General features: G+C 73.2%; 15 protein-coding genes. 8 read left to right on the top strand and 7 right to left on the bottom strand.

Annotated features, from left to right (window positions below):
* Positions 1–220: 220 nt before the first annotated feature.
* Complete coding sequence (locus C3492_RS20240; protein WP_103813152.1) at positions 221–979, top strand: NPP1 family protein; 759 nt, start codon at positions 221–223, stop codon at positions 977–979.
* A gap of 120 nt (positions 980–1,099) precedes the next feature.
* On the opposite strand, the gene C3492_RS20235 is transcribed toward C3492_RS20240, so the two are convergent.
* The 3 genes from C3492_RS20235 to C3492_RS20225 all read right to left on the bottom strand — a co-directional run bounded on the left by C3492_RS20235 (position 1,100) and on the right by C3492_RS20225 (position 3,625).
* Positions 1,100–1,600, bottom strand: a complete 501-nt coding sequence (locus tag C3492_RS20235; RefSeq protein WP_103813151.1) for a hypothetical protein — start codon at positions 1,598–1,600, stop codon at positions 1,100–1,102.
* 233 nt (positions 1,601–1,833) lie between these two features.
* Entirely contained in the window at positions 1,834–2,649 is an 816-nt protein-coding gene (locus tag C3492_RS20230) for an SAM-dependent methyltransferase (RefSeq protein ID WP_103813294.1), read from the bottom strand.
* Positions 2,650–2,749: 100 nt separating this feature from the next.
* Positions 2,750–3,625, bottom strand: coding sequence for a helix-turn-helix transcriptional regulator (locus C3492_RS20225; protein ID WP_103813293.1), 876 nt, complete (start codon positions 3,623–3,625; stop codon positions 2,750–2,752).
* 936 nt (positions 3,626–4,561) lie between these two features.
* Between C3492_RS20225 and C3492_RS20220 the strand changes: the two genes are divergently transcribed.
* Positions 4,562–5,281: a GNAT family N-acetyltransferase gene (locus C3492_RS20220; RefSeq protein WP_103813150.1), complete on the top strand. Its 720-nt coding sequence runs from the start codon at positions 4,562–4,564 to the stop codon at positions 5,279–5,281.
* A 161-nt stretch (positions 5,282–5,442) separates the two neighbouring features.
* Here C3492_RS20220 and C3492_RS20215 read toward each other — a convergent pair whose 3' ends face one another.
* The gene (locus tag C3492_RS20215) at positions 5,443–6,147 is read right to left on the bottom strand and encodes a 1-acyl-sn-glycerol-3-phosphate acyltransferase (protein ID WP_103813149.1); all 705 of its coding nucleotides are present in this window, start codon (positions 6,145–6,147) and stop codon (positions 5,443–5,445) included.
* Between the two features lie 129 nt (positions 6,148–6,276).
* On the opposite strand from C3492_RS20215, the gene C3492_RS20210 reads away from it, so the two are divergent.
* Positions 6,277–6,471, top strand: a complete 195-nt coding sequence (locus C3492_RS20210) for a hypothetical protein (protein WP_146075698.1) — start codon at positions 6,277–6,279, stop codon at positions 6,469–6,471.
* 285 nt (positions 6,472–6,756) lie between these two features.
* Here C3492_RS20210 and C3492_RS20205 read toward each other — a convergent pair whose 3' ends face one another.
* Positions 6,757–7,215: a flavodoxin family protein gene (locus C3492_RS20205; protein ID WP_103813147.1), complete on the bottom strand. Its 459-nt coding sequence runs from the start codon at positions 7,213–7,215 to the stop codon at positions 6,757–6,759.
* Positions 7,216–7,375: 160 nt separating this feature from the next.
* Between C3492_RS20205 and C3492_RS20200 the strand changes: the two genes are divergently transcribed.
* On the top strand, positions 7,376–8,017 hold the full coding sequence (locus C3492_RS20200; protein ID WP_258055774.1) for a bifunctional 2-polyprenyl-6-hydroxyphenol methylase/3-demethylubiquinol 3-O-methyltransferase UbiG: 642 nt from the start codon (positions 7,376–7,378) through the stop codon (positions 8,015–8,017).
* Positions 8,018–8,115: 98 nt separating this feature from the next.
* On the top strand, positions 8,116–8,829 hold the full coding sequence (locus C3492_RS20195) for a lipoprotein (protein ID WP_103813146.1): 714 nt from the start codon (positions 8,116–8,118) through the stop codon (positions 8,827–8,829).
* A 10-nt stretch (positions 8,830–8,839) separates the two neighbouring features.
* Here C3492_RS20195 and C3492_RS20190 read toward each other — a convergent pair whose 3' ends face one another.
* Both C3492_RS20190 and C3492_RS20185 read right to left on the bottom strand, forming a co-directional pair.
* Positions 8,840–9,472 (bottom strand): GNAT family N-acetyltransferase, encoded by a 633-nt coding sequence (locus tag C3492_RS20190; RefSeq protein WP_103813145.1) that lies wholly within the window; start codon positions 9,470–9,472, stop codon positions 8,840–8,842.
* 95 nt (positions 9,473–9,567) lie between these two features.
* Positions 9,568–11,457, bottom strand: a complete 1,890-nt coding sequence (locus tag C3492_RS20185; protein WP_103813144.1) for a DUF1996 domain-containing protein — start codon at positions 11,455–11,457, stop codon at positions 9,568–9,570.
* Between the two features lie 393 nt (positions 11,458–11,850).
* On the opposite strand from C3492_RS20185, the gene C3492_RS20180 reads away from it, so the two are divergent.
* The 3 genes from C3492_RS20180 to C3492_RS20170 all read left to right on the top strand — a co-directional run bounded on the left by C3492_RS20180 (position 11,851) and on the right by C3492_RS20170 (position 16,801).
* Entirely contained in the window at positions 11,851–13,605 is a 1,755-nt protein-coding gene (locus tag C3492_RS20180) for an NlpC/P60 family protein (protein ID WP_258055773.1), read from the top strand.
* Positions 13,606–13,935: 330 nt separating this feature from the next.
* Positions 13,936–15,300 (top strand): FAD-dependent oxidoreductase, encoded by a 1,365-nt coding sequence (locus C3492_RS20175; protein WP_103813143.1) that lies wholly within the window; start codon positions 13,936–13,938, stop codon positions 15,298–15,300.
* Positions 15,301–15,586: 286 nt separating this feature from the next.
* Complete coding sequence (locus C3492_RS20170; protein ID WP_103813142.1) at positions 15,587–16,801, top strand: hypothetical protein; 1,215 nt, start codon at positions 15,587–15,589, stop codon at positions 16,799–16,801.
* Positions 16,802–16,852 lie beyond the last annotated feature (51 nt).

The following is a 16,852-nucleotide window of genomic DNA, read 5'->3' as shown; positions in this document are numbered from 1 at the left end:
GACACCGCCGAAACACCGTCCGGGCACCGGCCCGAACCGTGTCTTGCGCCGGAGTCAGGGTGAACGCCTGACTTCCGGCCGATAGCGGTACGACGGCACCCACTCGGGTGGCTTCGACCGCCACGTTCAACTGGCCTTGCGGCAAAGTTCAGTTCGGAGGGTGGCCCCTCCCGCCGAGGCGTTGCGAGAATCTGCGGCGCCTCGACAACAGGGAGCCCACGTGCGTCAGTTGACCTCCGCGCTCGCCGCCGCCCTCGGCGCGCTCGCCCTCGTCCTCACCTCGCCCGGCACCGCCGGCGCCAGCGTCCTGCAGTTGCTGCCGCAGAACGCCGACGGCCTGGAACAGAGCTTCTCCCCCGCCTACGACTACGACGGTGACGGTTGTTACGCCACCGCCGCCATCGGCAGCGACGGCACCATCAACCCCGGCCTGAAGCTGGGGGGTGACGTCAACGGCCACTGCCACGACTACGCGCAGCTCGCCAACGCCAACACCTACTCGCGCGAGAAGTGCAACAACGGCTGGTGCGCGGTGATGTACGCCAGCTACTTCGAGAAGGACCAGGCGACCCTCGGGCCCGCCGCCATCGGGCACACCCACGACTGGGAGCACGTCGTGGTGTGGATCAAGGACAACAGCGTCCAGTACGTCTCGGTGTCCCAGCACTCGGGCTACCAGGTGGCGGCCCGCTCCTCGGTGCGCTTCGACGGCACCCACCCGAAGATCGTCTACCACAAGGACGGCGTCTCGACCCACTGCTTCCGGTTCGCCAACACCAACGACGAGCCGCCGGAGAACGTGACGGGCGGCTGGTTCTACCCGCGGCTGGTCGGCTGGAACGGCTATCCGGCGGGCTACCGCGAGAAGCTGCTGAGCGCGGACTTCGGGGCCGCCACGATCAAGATCGACGACGGCGACTTCCAGTACGCGCTGGCGCACTCCATGCCGTCGGGCATCCCCTTCGACCCCAACGCCTGACCCCGGGCGCCCGCGCCCGCCTCGGCCCGAGCGACGCCGGGCGGCCCGGCGGAGGAACGGCCCGGCGGGCGCGGACCCCGCTCCGAGTGGGGCGGGGCGGGGTCCGCGTCCGGGCCCCGGTCAGCCGGCCGGCTTCAGGTCGGTGATCTTCAGGGTCTTCAGGTCGGACTGGACGTCGATCCGGCTGACCTGCGGGTGCGGCCCGTCCCCCCAGGTGAGCGTGACCCTGCTGGTGGCGTGACCGGCGCCGGAGCCGGTGTAGGCCACCTTCCACTTCACCGGCACGTTCTGCGCGAACAGGATGCCGTCGGCGTGTTCCCTCTTCTCGAAGGCGGTGACCTTCTTCTGCGCGGCGGCGGAGAGGTAGAAGCCCCGCAGCGCCTTGGCGGCGGTCGCGGCGGTGGGGTCGTCGGTGGCCCAGACGGCGTCGATGTAGGCGCCGTAGAAGTCGGCCACGTGCTGGGTGACGTTCCGCGGGTCGCCCTGCGCGGACGACACGGCGGCGGCACGGGTCGTGCCGCTCGCGGAGGCCCCCGCCAGGGCGGGCGTGACGGCGGCCAGGGTGAGGCCGGCCGTGAGGGCCGCGGCGGTGAGGAGGGTCTTACGGCTGCGCATGGACATGTGTCCCATTCCCCCGGTTTCTTCGCGACCGGTCCGATACCGGCCGTCGACAGACCCTAAGACCGCGTTTCCCGCTTCCCGGTTCCGCTCTCCACTCCACTCTTTCCGGTCGTTGCGGAGCAGGTCTTGTCGGTCATTGCGGTGCGGGCGGCTCCCGCGCGAAGGCGCGCCGTCGTACGACGGGAGGCGGGGCCGAGGTCCGGGAGGTGGGTCGGACCTCGGCCCCGGGTCTGTCACGGCTTGCGGGCGACCGCGCCGTACATCGCGATGTCCTCGTCCCTGATGCCCTGTTCGCCGCTGCCGTCGGGGTGCCACTTGTGCACCTGGACGATGCCGGGCTCGACCAGGTCCAGGCCCGTGAAGAACGCGTGGGCCTCGTCCAGGGTGCGCAGCCGCATCGGCATGTTGCGGGCCGCGTACTCGCGGGCGACCCGGCCCACCTCCTCGGGCGCGAACTCGGCGGTGCCGATGGACATCGCGAGGTGGCTGCCGGACGGCAGCGGCTCCAGCAGCCGCCGTACGACGCCGACCGCGTCGTCCGCGTCCAGCATGAAGTGGACGATCGCGATGACGGTGAGGGCGACGGGCCGGCTCAGGTCCAGGGTCTCGCGCAGCTCGGGGGCGTCCAGGATGGCCGCCGGGTCACGGAAGTCGGCCTCGATGTACGCGGTCCGGCCCTCGGGGGCGCTGGCCAGCAGGCCCTGGGAGAGGGTGAGCACGATCGGGTCGTTGTCGACGTAGACGACCCGGGACTCGGGGGCCACGGCCTGGGCGATCTCGTGCAGGTTCGGCGAGGTCGGGATGCCGGTGCCGATGTCCAGGAACTGGCGCATGCCCGCCTCCTCGGCGAGCCAGCGCACGGCGCGGTTCATGAAGTCGCGGTTGGCCCGCATGTGCACCGGGAGCGCGGGCCACTCCCGGGACATGGCGTCACCCGCCTCCTTGTCGGCGGGGTAGTAGTCCTTGCCGCCGAGTATGTAGTCGTAGATGCGGGCGGAGTGGGCGTTCTCGGTGTCGATCCGGTCGGCCGGCCATCCGTTGTCGGGCAACGCCGTGTCTCCCATTCGGTCAGGTGGGGCTCGGGGCTTCGCGTCAGCAGGTACGAGGGCGGGGCGGGCAGGTGGTGGGGCGGGCAGGTGTCGGGGCGGGTCACCACTCCTTGCGCAGCGCGGCGAGCAGGGTCTCGGTCTTCCTGGCGGACGCGGCCTGGGCGCTCAGCCGGTCCAGGGCCTCCCGGTAGACCACGACCTCGTCGGCCTTGTCGAGGTAGACGGCCCCGAGGAGGCCGCTGAGATAGGCGATGTCGGGCAGTTCACGGGCCCGGAACCGGAAGAGGTGGAAGGCGCCGGCCGTCAGGGCGGGGTGCGGGCCGTTGGCGAACGGCATGAGCTGCACGGTGACCTGGGGCAGCCGGTTGACCTCGATGAGGTGGTCGATCTGCGCGCGCATCACCTCGGGGCCGCCGACCGGCCAGCGCAGCACGGTCTCGTCCATCACCACCCACAGCCGTGGCGGCGTGGCTCTGGTCAGCAGTTCCTGGCGGCGCATGCGCAGGGCGACGCGGCGCTCGACGGCCTCCGCGCGGACGTGCGGGCCGGCGGCGGTGAGCAGGGCGCGGGCGTAGTCCTCGGTCTGCAACAGGCCGTGCACGGACTGGTTCTCGTAGGCGCGGATGTGCAGGGCCGCCTGTTCCAGGCTGAGGTAGGCGGCGAACCAGTCGGGCATGACATCGCGGTACGTGTGCCACCAGCCGCGCTTGTTGGCCTCGCGCACGGACTGCAGGAAGGTGTCGATCTCCTGCTGGTCGGTGACGCCGTAGACCTGGAGGAGCTTCTCGGCGTCCGTGAGCCGCAGCCGGGACACCTTGGCGGCCTCCATGCGGCGGATCGTGGAGTGGCTGACCCCGATGGCGGCGCCCGCCTCGGCGTAGTTGAGGCCGGCCCGGGTGCGCAGTTCCTCCAGCCGCCTGCCGAGGATCATGCGCAGCACGGACGGGGCGCCGCCCCAGTCGGTCTCCGCGCTCACGCCCACCCCCTCGTCAGGTCACCGGACACCCTCGCACGTGATCCGTGCGCTCCGCCCATTCGATCACGTTCCGGCGGATGCAGCATGCACTTCGCCCCTTGCAAATTTCAACTTGTCGGTTGCGGAGCGTGGTTGGCGGGTGCCAGAGTGGACGCACTGCTCCGGCCGACCGATGGAGCAGGCGGCGCGGCCGGCTCGGGGAGACTGGCCGCCACCACGGCCTGCCGGCAGGCGGTGGGACGTCTGCTGCCCGAGCGGCCGGCCGACGCCCGCACCCTCACCCCAGAGGCCGGACGAAAGGCGCACGGCGATGGCTCCGCCCTCCCTCCACCGACGGCTCCCTCGACCGACCGACCAGGACGGACGACTCGCCGTACGGAAACGGCCGTTGTCCTCGTCGATGACCGCTCCGCACCGGCTGCCGGCCCCCGCCGGCGTCCCTGGACCACCCGGAGGCGAGCGACCCGGTCGACTCCCTGGGCCCCACGGCCCCGACCACCTCGCCTCCGGGGCCATACGTCCCGCCCCGGCCGTCCGCTGAAGAACACCGCCGCGGGTGGGAGATCTCTCCTGCGAAGAGATCTCTCCTGCGCCGACGAGAGGGGAGGCCGCACCGGAACCCGCGTACCACGCACCACACCGCCCCCGGACCATCCCCCACTCGTCCGAAGGACAGCCATGCACCACACCCTCACCCCCACCGCGACCCCGGCCGCCGACCCGTCCTGGACCGGCACCCGTCCCAAGCCCCGCTCCCAGGAACAGGCGGACTGACCCGAGCCCGCACCCTCAGCAGCGCCCCTGCCTTCGACCGCATCCCACGGCGGTACGGCATCCCCGCCCAGGACCCGCTAGATTCGCCGCCGGTGCGGAGCGTCCGTGCTGTCGGTGGATCGGTGCCGTGTCCGCCGTGTGCGCCGGAGTGCCGGGGGTCTCATGGGCTGGTCCCTGTTCCGCCGTAGCCGGATCGCGTCGGGGCTTCCGGTGCCGGGACGGTGCGAGCCCGGGCGGCATGTGCTGGGCACCGAGCGGTTGTTGCTGTTCACCCCGCGCACCCTCCTGGACGTGGCGGCGGCGCTCGCCGCGAGCGCGGACGCGGAGGCGCAACGGTGGCTCGGCACCAAGGCGGACCAGGTGCTGCCCGACCCCGCTGTCCGCCGTACCCTGCTGGCCTGGCGGCCCGCCGGGGAGGACGGCCGGCGGATCCCCCGCGAGCTGGCCGAGCCGTTCGCGCCCGGCCCGGACGACCCGCTCCTGCTGGTCTGCGTGCGCCGGTCCGACCTCAGTTACGCCGGTGCCCTCGAACTACAGCACCTGGCGGGCGAGATGGGCGGCTGGCTGGCCCCGGGCTGCCGTGGCCGGGGTCTGGGTGCGGAGCTGTTCCGCGCGGGCCTGGAACTGGCCCACACCCACCTCGGACTGGCCACGGTCCGGGCCGGGGCCGAGCCCGGGAACACCGCGAGCCGGCGTGCCCTGACCCACGCGGGCTTCGTCCCCGACCAGGGCCCGCGCCGCCACACCCTGCCCGACGGCCGCGTGGTGGACGCCGTGTGGCACCGGCACGACACCGGGACGCCGACGCGCTGCCGCGGCCGTCAGGAATCGTCCCGGCGGCGCCCGGTCACCCGGTCCGGGTCCGGCCACCGTACGCCGTAGCCCCAGCCGGGGCCTTCGAACCGGCGGACCGGCCGGGCGCCGGCGTCGAGCCGGCCGGTGAGCCGCCGTGCCGGGCGCCGGCGGGGTCGGCGGGGTGGAGGTTGCGTACACACCGGGCCCGCCCTCCTCTGCCCGCCACCCCCGCCTGACCTGCCGCACCCTCAGGGGCCTTGCTTCCCGTCGGCCCGGTCCTCCCTCTCGGCTGCTTCCTCCCCCGCCCCGTCCTCCAGGGCGCTGACCGCGATCGACCATGCCTGGGCGAGGGCGGTCTCCAGGTCGTCCAGCGGGTGGTCGGACGTGTCCAGCCGGAGGGCGGGGCCGATGTGCACGTGGACGCGGGGGCGGCGTACGGGCGCGGTGGCCCAGCCGGCGAGCTGTCTGGCGAGGCTGCCGGAGGAGACCCGGCGGGCGCCCGCGTGCCCGACCGGCAGCACCGGGGCGCCCGTGGACAGCGCGAGACGGACCACCCCGGACTTCAGGCGTCCGGGCGGGCGGTCGTGGGAGGCGCGGTAGCGGGGCAGGCCGCCCTCGGGGTAGATGAGCACGCCGCGCCCGGCGGTGAGGGCGTCGGCGGCGGCCCGGAGGGCGTCCGGGGCGCGGCGGCCGCCCCGGTGGACGGGCACATGGCCCTCCCGGGTGAGGACCTGGCCCAGGAGGGGCACCCGCCACAGCCCGGCGGTGGCCAGTACGGCGGGGCGCAGGCCGAGCCGGTGCAGGGTGCCGATGAGCAGGACGGGATCGAAGAACGAGGTGTGGTTGGCGGCGAGGACGTATCCGGTACCGGACGGCCGCACCAGGTGCCGGGTGCCGCTCACGTCGGTGTCGCTGAAGACGGGCACCAGGGCCCCGGCCCATGCGGACAGCATCGGGCCCTCCTCTCCGCTGTGTCTCCCCCGTGCCGATCATCACCGGCACCGCGCTTCCGCGCACGCCCATTCTGCTCCGAATGCCCGTTTGACGGGTGGTGTCCACCGGCCGGTGGGTGAATGGCCGCCATGGACGTTCTCGCCGCGTACGACCTGATCGCCCTGGCGACCGGCAGCGCGGCCCTCTCCGCCGGGTCGCGCGCACCGCCGGGTGTGCCCGGGACGTTCCCGTGGGGTGTTCGGCCCGGCGCCGGAGGACGTGCTCGGGGCGCCTTCGTCCTGGGCCGGGACGGCGCCGACGCGCACGGGAGGGAGCACGGGTAAGGGCAGCCGACGCTCGCCGCCGAGGACGCGCCCCGGGTGCGGAGGCTGACCGCGCGGATCGCCGACGAGGTGCCGGGCGAGCGGGCTCGGCCCCCGGCTCGTGCGTGCGCGGGCAACGCCGAGGTGGCCGTGCGTAGTTGCTCCGCCGCCGGGGCAGCGGATGCCGGCGTCCGGGAGGCCTTGGTCCCTCACCCGGACGTCGTACGGCGCACGAAGACCTCTCCAGTGGCCGCGTGACCGGTACCCCACGTTCATGCGACCGCACCGCGGGGGCGTCCGGGCGGCTCAGGCGCCGGGCATCAGGCCCGCCGCCACCGTGGCCCCCAGCTCCCAGCAGGCTTGGATGTCGGCCTTGCCCGGCTCGCCGGTGACGGTCACCGGCTCGGCCGCCCGGCGCCAGCCGAGGCCGGTGGTGACGGTCTCGATGGCGCGGACGGCACCGGTGACGTCGTTGCCGCCGTGGACGTAGAAGCCGAAGGGGCGACCGCGGGTCTCGTCCAGGCAGGGATAGTAGATCTGGTCGAAGAAGTGCTTGAGGGCGCCGGACATGTAGCCGAGGTTGGCGGGCGTGCCGAGCAGGTAGCCGTGGGCTTCCAGCACGTCGGAGGCGGTGGCCGACAGGGCCGCCCGGCGTACGACGCGCACGCCCTCGATCTCCGGTGTCGTCGCTCCTGACACGACCGCCTCGAACAGGGCCTGGCAGTTCGGTGAAGGGGTGTGGTGGATGATCAGCAGGGTAGGCACATCCCGCACCCTGCCGTGCGCGTACCGTCCCTCGCAAACGGCGGCTTCCAGGCGACTTTCCAGGCAGACTTCGGAGCACACTTCGAGGCGCGGTTCAGGGCCACGCGACCGGCTTGCCGGGGACGGGACGCGCGGCCGGACCGAGACAGGAGGATCAGCCGTGGTCGACGAGGACCGCAGGGCGCAGGCCGCCGTGGTGTTCGACGCGCTGGGGCTCGCCTACGAGCAGGCGTTCGCCGGCTCCGCACCGCACCGGGCGTCGCTGCGCTGGCTGGTGGAGCGGCTGGCGCCGGGCAGCAGGGTGCTGGACGTGGGGAGCGGGACGGGCCGCCCGACCGCGCAGACGCTGACCGGGGCCGGACACCGCGTGCTGGGCATCGACGTCTCACCGGTCATGGTCGACCTGGCCGCTCGGCAGGTGCCCGGGGCCGAGTTCCGGCTCGCCGACATCCGGGAGACGCCGTTGCCCGAGGACGCGTTCGACGCCGCGTGCGCGTACTTCTCGCTGTTGCAGATGTCCCGCGCCGAGCAGGCGGCCGTCGTGGAGAAGCTGACCCGTGCGGTACGGCCCGGCGGCCTCGTCGCGCTGGCCACCGTGCCGCTGGACCTGGAGGACACCGAGGGTCTCTTCATGGGGCAGCCGGTCCGGATCACGAGCTTCACCGCGGAGGCCTTCACCGGAGTGGCCGTCGGCGCGGGCCTGACGGTCCTGGCCGAGGAGCAGACCCTGTTCACCCCGAGCGCCCTGGAGGCGGGACCCGAGCCGCATCTCTTCCTGCACTGTGTGCGCGAGGCCGGGTGAGGGACAGCCGGTGAGCCGCGTCCGGTGAGCCGCATCGCGGTCGGCGTTGTCGGTGCCCTCGGTTACAGTGACGGCTCTGGACCGAAGGGGAGGCAACAGTGCAGGTCGGGGTGGGGGCGGTCGGAGGCCGCATCGTCGTGGCGGCGGCGCTCGCCGCGGTGCTCGGCGGGTGCGCCGAGTCCGCGGACGGCGGCGGGGAGAAGTCCGCGAGCGCGTCGGCGAGCGCCAAGGGCGCGGCGGCCGGGGGCACGGGTGCGAAGGGTGCGGCGGCGGCCCGCGGCGGCACGGTCGGCGCGGCCGGTTCTGCCTGCGAACTGCCCGTGACCTTCGACATCGCGCAGCACTGGAAGGCCAAGTCGATCGACGCCGACAAGGAGTTGGCCGAGTCTTCGAAGGGCGAGGACGGCGACCTCAGCGGGGCGCTCGCCGACGCCTTCCTCCGGCAGGGCCCGGTCACGGCCGCCTGTGAGATCGACGCCAAGCCGGCGGGCAACATCGGCTTCCTGCGCGTGTGGAGGGGCAAGGGCGGCGACACGGACGCGGGAGGTGTGCTGCGCGCGTTCGTCGCCGCCGAGGACAACGTCAGCAAGGCGAGGTACCACTCCTTCAAGACCGGCGGCGGCGTCTCCGCGGTGGAGGTGGAGTACCTCTACACGAGCAAGCTCCTGGACGAGACGAAGAAGGAGAGCGCCTTCGCCGTCAGCACGCCCGAGGGCCCCGTCGTCCTGCACCTCGGGGGCATGGACACCCAGGAGCACGAGGAGATGCGGCCCGCCTACGACCTCGCCAAGCAGACGCTCAGGGTCGGCTGAGGACCGCCGCTCAGGCACGGGCCGTGGCCCGGCCCAGGTAGGTGAGAGGGCCCGCGTCGGCGACCGGGATCTCGTGGAAGCCGACCCGGTCGTAGAAGGCGCGGGCGGCGGTGTTGACGGTGACCATGCCGAGGTGGACCGCCTCGACGCCCTTACCGTGCAGGGCGTCGAGGAAGGTGTGCACCAAGCGGCGGCCGTGGCCCTGCCCCTGCCAGGGCGGCAGCAGGTCGATGTGCAGATGGGCGGGGTAGGCGGCGAGTTCGGGGACGAGCATCCGCTCCGGGTGGTGCAGGAGGCGGATCATCTCCTCGGTGGGTGTGCGGGGCGGCGCCACGGGCTCCGGGTAGCGGCCGGCCAGCCGGGGGATCCAGCTCCGCCGGAAGTCCTTCACGAAGCGCTCGGTGTCCGCCGTACCGACGATGTATCCCACGGCCCGGCCCGTGCCGTCGTCCAGTACGAAGGCCAGGTCCGGGTCGAAGTGGCAGTACGGCTCGGCGAAGAGCGACGGCATCAGGCGCTGGTCGGGGTAGAGGGCCCGGGAGTCGCCCCCGTTGTGCGCGGTGCGGACGCAGACGTCGGCCACGGCGTCGCGGTCGGCGGGGCGGTAGGACCGGATCAGCGGGTTCGGATCGAGGGACGGCATGGCCCCATCCTCACCCTCTTGGGAGCGCTCCCACAAGGGGTCGTGAGCGGATGGCGGCGACCGCCTCGAAGGTGGCCGCCGCCGTCCGCGAACCGTCAGTAGCGCATGCGCCTGGCCCGCAGGAGCATGAACAGACCCGACAGGGCGAGCAGCGTGCCGATGGCCGCGGGCCACAGATGGGCGCCCGTCTCCGCCAGACCGCCCCGGCTCGCCTGGGGTTCGGTCCCCGCGACCGTCGGCGGGGCGTACGCGGCGGCGGTGGCGGCCCGACTCGACGCGGCCACGGACGGGGCCGGTGCCGAACGCGCCGGCGTGGACCGGGGTTCGGCGGACACGGCAGGTGCCGCCTTGTCGTCCGTGTCGTGCCGGGTGGTGCGGGCGGGCGACGTCGTCGCGTCGAGCCGTGGCACCTCAGCGGATCGGGACGCCGACGGAGCGGGCGCGGAGGTGGCACTTCCGCCGCTGTCCTCGCCGGAGCCGCCACCCGGCGCTGCCGTGGCACTCGAACTCGCCGTGGGCGTGGACGTCGGCGTCGTGGCGGGGTCGTCGGCGGCGGAGGAACCGCAGGTGCGGCCGGAGTTGATGCAGTCGACCATCTCGCCCATCAGGTTCTCGTCGAAGACGTTGATGAAGTCGCCGTGGTCGGTGACGGGCTTGTGCAGCTGCTCCGGGAAGGAGTCCACCGCGAACAGCGGGACGGTACGGCCGCCGTCCGCGGTGCTCGGCGCGTCGACGTCGTAGACGATGCGCTGCACGAGCTGCGGAATGGGCTCGAAGCCCGCCGGGCAGGAACCGTCGGGGGCCGTGAAGGCCACGTGGGTACGGTGGTTGGCGCTGTCGATGTTGCGGCCGTCCCAGCAGCTCTGGAAGCGGAAGGTGCGCACCACGTCGCTGCCCGGCGGGCACAGCGGGTACTTGTCCTTCAGTTGCCGGTTCTCGTAACCGGTGCAGCTCCAGGACGCGTTGGCGTTGCCGGGGCCGTTGACGAAGGCCTTGGCGTCCCCCGTGATGATGCGCAGCAGGCGCGGCATGGCGGTGACCTTGCCACGCGGGTTCCCGACGAAGGTCAGCGTGACCTGCTCGGGGGTCACGATCTGGCCCGCGTTGCCTTCCGTACCGCCGCCCGGGGCTCCGGCGTCCCGTTCCCGGGTGCCGTTCTGCAGGCGCAGCACCGGCCAGTAGTACGACGACTTGTCGCCCTGGTCCGCACAGCTCGTACCGGCCTTGGCCAGGTCCTCGTCGCCGGCGAAGGCGTTGTTGCCCTGGTTGCCGACGTAGTCGTGGAAGTGGTGGGCGCCGTTGGTGACGCCGGGGGCGACGATGACGTTGTCGGAGTTGAACAGGCCGCCCGCGTTGACCCCGCAGTCGGAGGTGAACGTGCCGCGCGAGGCGTCGGCCTGCGGCGGCGGGGCCGGCGCCTCGGGCGGTACGGCGGTGATGTCCGCGTAGTCCGAGACGACGGGCCCGTTGCCGCCCTGGCCGGCGCCGTTCTGCCCTTGGCCGCCGCCGTTCTGCCCCTGGCCGGTGCCGCCCTGCCGGCCGTCGTCGCCCGGGGTGCCGGTGGCCTGACCGTTGTCGCCGGGGCGCAGGGTGCAGGCGGCCAGATCGTCCAGGCCCTGCGGGCGCTCCCCGGCCCGGCCGATCGCGTCGGCGATCCGTCCGATGGACTCCGACCGCTTCTCCTCCAGCGGCTTCACGATGGTCTCCTCGGGAGAACCGGCGTCCTGGCCGCCGGTCCGCCCCGCCTGCTGCACCTGCTGGTACGCCGCCGCGATCTGCTGGTCCAGCACCGCGAGTTCCCGGTCGACATCGGGACGCGCCGCGTCCGGCACGGCCGTCAGCCGACTGCCGACATCGGGGCAGTCGATGGTCGCCATGCCCGAGGACAGCACGCGTCCGGATGCGTCCGTGCCGGATCCGTCACCCCAGCCCTCGGTGGCCGAGGCATAGACGTTCGCCCCGACGAGCCCGGCTCCGCCGAGCATCAGGGCGACCGCGCCGAGGGTCGCGCGTCGTGCGCCGGTCGGGCGTCTGCGCCTGTTGCGTACCAAGGTCGTCCCCTGTGTGTGATCGCCGGTGGCCCGACCGCCGGTGGGTGTGGCCGGCGGCCGGGCATGGAGTCCCCCGGCTTCATACGGCGGGCGGAGCCACTGCGTTCAGCCGAATCACGAATTCACCGGGACCTCACAGGAAACCATGGCCGCCGCCCCTTCCCTGTCGAACACCGTCGCGAACATCACGAATATGTATCGGACATTTCACACCTCAACCTTCACACGAGGTACACACGTTGGCTAGGTTGACGCGAGGCCGCCGCCCGGCTCTGCCCCGGCGAGCCGCCCAACTGCCCTGCAGGGCAAGGAAGGAGCACGTCTTCCATGGCGCCGGAGAGCCGCGACGAGGTCCGACAGCGGATCGCATCCCTCTACGACCGGGCGGAGAACGACACCGGTAACTTCAACGCGACCCGGGCCATGGCCGCCCGGACGCGTTCACGTGGCGTACCGCTGGCCAAGCGGGCGGGCCGGCGTCCGGACCCGGCGCTGGACGAGGTCGCCCGGCAGTGGTTCGACGCGGCACGCGCCGACATCGGCCCGACCGTCCCCGCCGTACTGCCCGCGGACCGGCTGCCCGACAGGTCTGCCGCGTCGGCGCGTTCACGAGAGCGGGTGGACGGGCTTCCGCTCGCGGAGGTCGAGCGGCAGACCCGCGCCCTGCCGGCTGGCGGCAGTGAGCCCCTCGGTCTCCCGAGAGGTGGCAGCGAGGACCTTGCTCCCCCTCGTCTCCCGGGAGGTGGCGGGGAGAGCCGTGCCCTTCCGGGCGGTGAGCGGCGGGCGCTGGGCATGGGCAGCCTGCCTCAACAGCGGGCCGCGGCAACGGAGATGGGCGGTCTGTCCGGGCAGCGGCCCGCGGCGCTGGAGATGGGCGGTCTGCCCGGACAGCGGCCCGCGGCGCTGGAACTGGGCACCGGCCAGGCAGTGGCCGAACTGACGACGGGAACGGCGACTGAGCCGACGAGCGGGTCCCTGCCGGCCGGGCCCTTGCAGGCGGGGTTCCTTCCGGCCGGGCCCTTGCCGGTGGGGTCTCCGCAGACCGGGCCCCCGCCGGCCCTGGAGACCGGGCGGACGGCGCTGGTCGATGCCGCGAGCAGCATGGAACTTCCAGACTCCGCGCCGGCGTTGAGCGGCGGTACGGCAGACACGGCAGGCTGGGCCACGGCAGAAACGGCAGAACCGGGCCGCTGGGGCACGACAGACACGGTCGGCTGGGCCACGGCGGAAAGGGCGGACACGGTCGGCTGGGCCACGGCGGAAACGGCGGAACCGGTCGGCTGGGCCACGGCAGGAACGGTGAGCCCTGCCGTTCTGCCGGTCGCCGAGCAGCCCGTCGCTCAGCCGGCGGCGGTGCGGCTGCCCCGGACACTCCCCGGCACCGCCGGATTCGTTCGCCTGTCCCCTGCTGCGTCGAAGGCCGGAATTCGGCGCAAGCTCGACACAGCGCGAGACCAGCTGTCCGGGCGCACCGCCCGGCTCGGCCCGCCGGACACCGCCGTTCAGCCGGTACCGGTACCGCCCGACTGGTCGGCGGGGGTGCGGCAGACGGCGCAACCCGCCATGACCTCGACGGTCCAGTGGCAGCGGCAGGGCGCGGAACCCGCGCTGTCGGCAGCGCCGACGGCAGGCGCGCCGCCGGCCGGCACCACCGTTCCCGTGACCGGCACCGTGCCCCTCCCCCTGCCCCTGCCCGCACCCGCCTCGGTCGAGTCGCCTCGCGCTCTCCGTGCCGCGAAGGCCATCGCCTTCGCCCGGGCGCAGCTCGGGAAGCCGTGCGTGTGGGGTGCGACCGGGCCGGACTCCTACGACTGCTCCAGCCTCACCCAGGCCGCGTGGAAGGCGGCCGGTGTCACGCTGCCGCGGGCCGCGCACGAGCAGGCGCTGGCCGGAACGCCGCTCACGGCCGCCGGGCTCGAACCGGGCGACCTCGTCCTGTTCTTCGAGGACGACCGGCACGTGGGCCTGTACGTCGGCGACGGAATGATGGTCCACGCCCCCGGACCGGGATCGTCCATCCGCGAGGAGTCGATCTACGGCGCCGGCGAGGCAGCGATCCACCGGATCATCCGGCCGGCCTGACGGGGGCCCGCCGCGGCGTCCCAGGTTCCTGTCCGGGATCAAGGCCCAGCGGGGCGGCGATGGCGGCGACCTCGTCGGCGAGGAACCGGCCGAGCGACTGCCGGTCGACACGGCGCACCAATGTGCCGGCCACCTACCCGAGGGGCGCCGCGTGCCCCGACCTCCGCCCGCCCCGGCCATGAGATACACCGCCCCGTCCATAAGGCACCTCTGGGTCAGCCATAAGATCAGCTTATGAGGTCATAGACGGGACCCGCGTACCGACTTAGGACACCCTTAATTTAGGCTTCGTGATCAAGTCGCCCATTCACGCTCGAAGGGAACCTGATCATGCCGCGCCCCCTGCGGGTAGCCATCGTCGGAGCCGGCCCCGCCGGGATCTACGCCGCCGATGCCCTGCTCAAGTCCGAGGTGGCCGCCGACCCCGGTGTCTCCATCGACCTCTTCGAGCGGATGCCCGCCCCGTTCGGCCTGATCCGGTACGGCGTCGCGCCCGACCACCCGCGCATCAAGGGCATCATCACCGCCCTGCACCAGGTGCTGGACAAGCCGCAGATCCGCCTGTTCGGCAACGTCGACTACCCGGCGGACATCAGCCTGGACGACCTGCGCGCCTTCTACGACGCGGTGATCTTCTCGACCGGCGCCATGGCCGACCGCGAGCTGCGCATACCCGGCATCGACCTGGACGGCTCCTACGGCGCCGCCGACTTCGTCTCCTGGTACGACGGTCACCCGGACGTGCCCCGCACCTGGCCCCTGGAGGCAGAGAAGGTCGCCGTGCTCGGTGTCGGCAACGTCGCCCTGGACGTCGCCCGCATCCTCGCCAAGACCGCCGACGAGCTGCTGCCGACGGAGATCCCGCCGAACGTCTACGACGGTCTGAAGGCCAACAAGGCCGTGGAGATCCACGTCTTCGGCCGCCGTGGCCCGGCGCAGGCGAAGTTCAGCCCGATGGAGCTGCGGGAGCTGGACCACTCCCCCAACATCGAGGTCATCGTCGATCCCGAGGACATCGACTACGACGAGGGCTCGATCGAGACGCGGCGCGGCAACAAGCAGGCCGACATGGTCGCCAAGACGCTGGAGAACTGGGCGATCCGCGACGTCGGCGACCGCCCGCACAAGCTCTTCCTCCACTTCTTCGAGTCGCCGGCCGAGATCCTCGGCGAGGACGGGAAGGTCGTCGGCCTGCGCACCGAGCGCACCGCCCTGGACGGCACCGGCAACGTCAAGGGCACCGGCGAGTTCAAGGACTGGGACGTCACGGCGGTCTACCGCGCGGTCGGCTACCTCTCCGAGAAACTGCCCAAGCTCCCCTGGGACATCGATTCCGGAACGGTCCCGGACGAGGGCGGCCGGGTGATCGAGGAGGGCGGCACCCACCTGCAGTCCACCTACGTCACCGGCTGGATCCGGCGTGGCCCCGTCGGCCTCATCGGCCACACCAAGGGCGACGCCAACGAGACCGTGGCCAACCTGCTGGACGACTACGCCGGCGGCCGTCTGCACACCCCCGCCTCGCCCGAGCCGGAGGCCGTGGACGCCTTCCTCGCCGAGCGGAACGTCCGCTTCACCACCTGGGAGGGCTGGTACAGGCTGGACGCCGCAGAGCGTGCCCTGGGCGAGCCGCAGGGCCGCGAGCGCGTGAAGCTCGTCGAGCGTGAGGACATGCTGCGGGAGAGCGGGGCGTAAGCTCCCTCCGTTCCGGTGGGTGCCGGCCGGGGTGAACGGGGTCCGCCCCGAAGCGGATGGACGGGCGGGCCCCGTTCGCCGGACATTGTGGACGCCGCGACCGCCGGCCGGGCACGGGTGAACCGCGGTCACCTGACGCGCACCGCGCACACCCCGGGCGTACGGCGCACACCCCGCGCTCCGATCGCACCCCCGGGCGACGCGCGGGGCCGGGCCCCCGCCGCCGTGTCGCCCCGCTGAACGGTGATACTGGGAGGCACACCCGCCCCCATCAGCAGATTGGCTCATGTCGAACTCCGCCGGCGACCGCGCCACCACCCCGCAGACCCTCTGGGCGGCCCGGGGCCGCCACACCGGTCCCGCCCCCGAGAACGTCGTCCGCCGCACCCTGCGACGGCACAAGGAGAGCGGGGACATCGACGACTTCGCCGAGCCGCCCGCGGCCGAGGACCCGGCCCGGCGGGTCTTCGAGGCCCGCTGGCGGGCCGGCGGCACGGTGACCGTGCGGGCCCGGCTCACCCTCGTACCACCGGAGGGCCGGCTGCCGGGCCACGAGTGGCGGCTGGTCGCGGAGGCGGAGCGTCCGTGGGACGACGCCTGGCCGTCGCCCGCGACGCTCTTCTGGCCCGAGGGCAGCTCGGGCGAGGACGACGACGGCTCCTGGGACCATCACCCCACGGTCGCGGGCCTGCGCCACCGGCACGTCAACGCGCTGCCAAAGGACGACAAGGACATGCGGCGCCGGCTGCGGGACGCGGCCCGGGAGGCGTGGTGCGTCCATGTCGTCGTCCACGAGGCGATGACACCCGACGAGCGGGGCCGGCTGCCGCTGGCGCGATTGCTGCCGCCCGGCCTGCGACACCGTGTGATCGAGCACCGGGCCGCACCGCAGCAACTGCGCGCCGTCAACTGGGCGTTGAAGGACCTGGGCGTCGAGGTGCCGCGCGGCGGCGCGGTGCTGCTGCCGCCGGATCCGGCGCCGGAGGGGTACGACGGCCGGGAGCACAGCGTACGCACGGTCTTCCTGGACGGTTCACAGCCGGCCGGACTCGTCGCGGCGCTCCGGCACTTCGTCGCCCTGCCCCGGCCGCTGCCGCGGGACGCCGAGGAGGCGCTGACGGACCTGCGCGAGAACTGGACCCTGATGACCCTTCAGGAAGAGCTGGAGCGCGAGCGGCGGCTGGTCGCCATGTACGCCGAGGCGCTGGAGGCGATGACGAGGTCCCGGGACCTGTACAAACAGGCCGCCGAGCAGGCGCTGGAGGCCCTGGCGGCGTACCGCGACGTGCCCGCGCCCGCCCTCCCCCAGCAGCGGCCCGCCTCCCGGACACCGGGCGCACTGCAGCAGCTGACGCGGACGTTCGAACGGCTCAGGCTGACGGCCAAGGGCCGGCCGCAGCAGGGGCCCGCCGCGGACTCCTCGCCGAACGGCGCGGCGCCGGCGGACGACGGCGCCGGGGCCACGGGCGCCGACGGCGATGCGGACGACCGTTCATCGTAGGAGTCAGTCGGGGTACTGGGACGGTCGTACCGTTCGTAGGCGCCCCACTCC

Origin of the sequence: Streptomyces sp. Ru62, assembly GCF_002920615.1 — a bacterium.
GTDB lineage: Bacteria > Actinomycetota > Actinomycetes > Streptomycetales > Streptomycetaceae > Streptomyces.
Note: the sequence above shows the minus strand (reverse complement) of the source record. Positions and strands in the feature narration are given on the sequence as shown.

What these genes read in the sequence shown, in the direction of transcription:
- C3492_RS20170 (WP_103813142.1), top strand. Translation starts at nt 15,587, where the DNA reads ATGTCGAACTCCGCCGGCGACCGCGCCACCACCCCGCAGACCCTCTGG.
- C3492_RS20190 (WP_103813145.1), bottom strand. Translation starts at nt 9,472, where the DNA reads ATGCCGTCCCTCGATCCGAACCCGCTGATCCGGTCCTACCGCCCCGCC.
- C3492_RS20210 (WP_146075698.1), top strand. Translation starts at nt 6,277, where the DNA reads ATGGACGTTCTCGCCGCGTACGACCTGATCGCCCTGGCGACCGGCAGC.
- C3492_RS20220 (WP_103813150.1), top strand. Translation starts at nt 4,562, where the DNA reads ATGGGCTGGTCCCTGTTCCGCCGTAGCCGGATCGCGTCGGGGCTTCCG.
- C3492_RS20180 (WP_258055773.1), top strand. Translation starts at nt 11,851, where the DNA reads ATGGCGCCGGAGAGCCGCGACGAGGTCCGACAGCGGATCGCATCCCTC.
- C3492_RS20175 (WP_103813143.1), top strand. Translation starts at nt 13,936, where the DNA reads ATGCCGCGCCCCCTGCGGGTAGCCATCGTCGGAGCCGGCCCCGCCGGG.
- C3492_RS20215 (WP_103813149.1), bottom strand. Translation starts at nt 6,147, where the DNA reads ATGCTGTCCGCATGGGCCGGGGCCCTGGTGCCCGTCTTCAGCGACACC.
- C3492_RS20185 (WP_103813144.1), bottom strand. Translation starts at nt 11,457, where the DNA reads ATGCTCGGCGGAGCCGGGCTCGTCGGGGCGAACGTCTATGCCTCGGCC.
- C3492_RS20235 (WP_103813151.1), bottom strand. Translation starts at nt 1,600, where the DNA reads ATGTCCATGCGCAGCCGTAAGACCCTCCTCACCGCCGCGGCCCTCACG.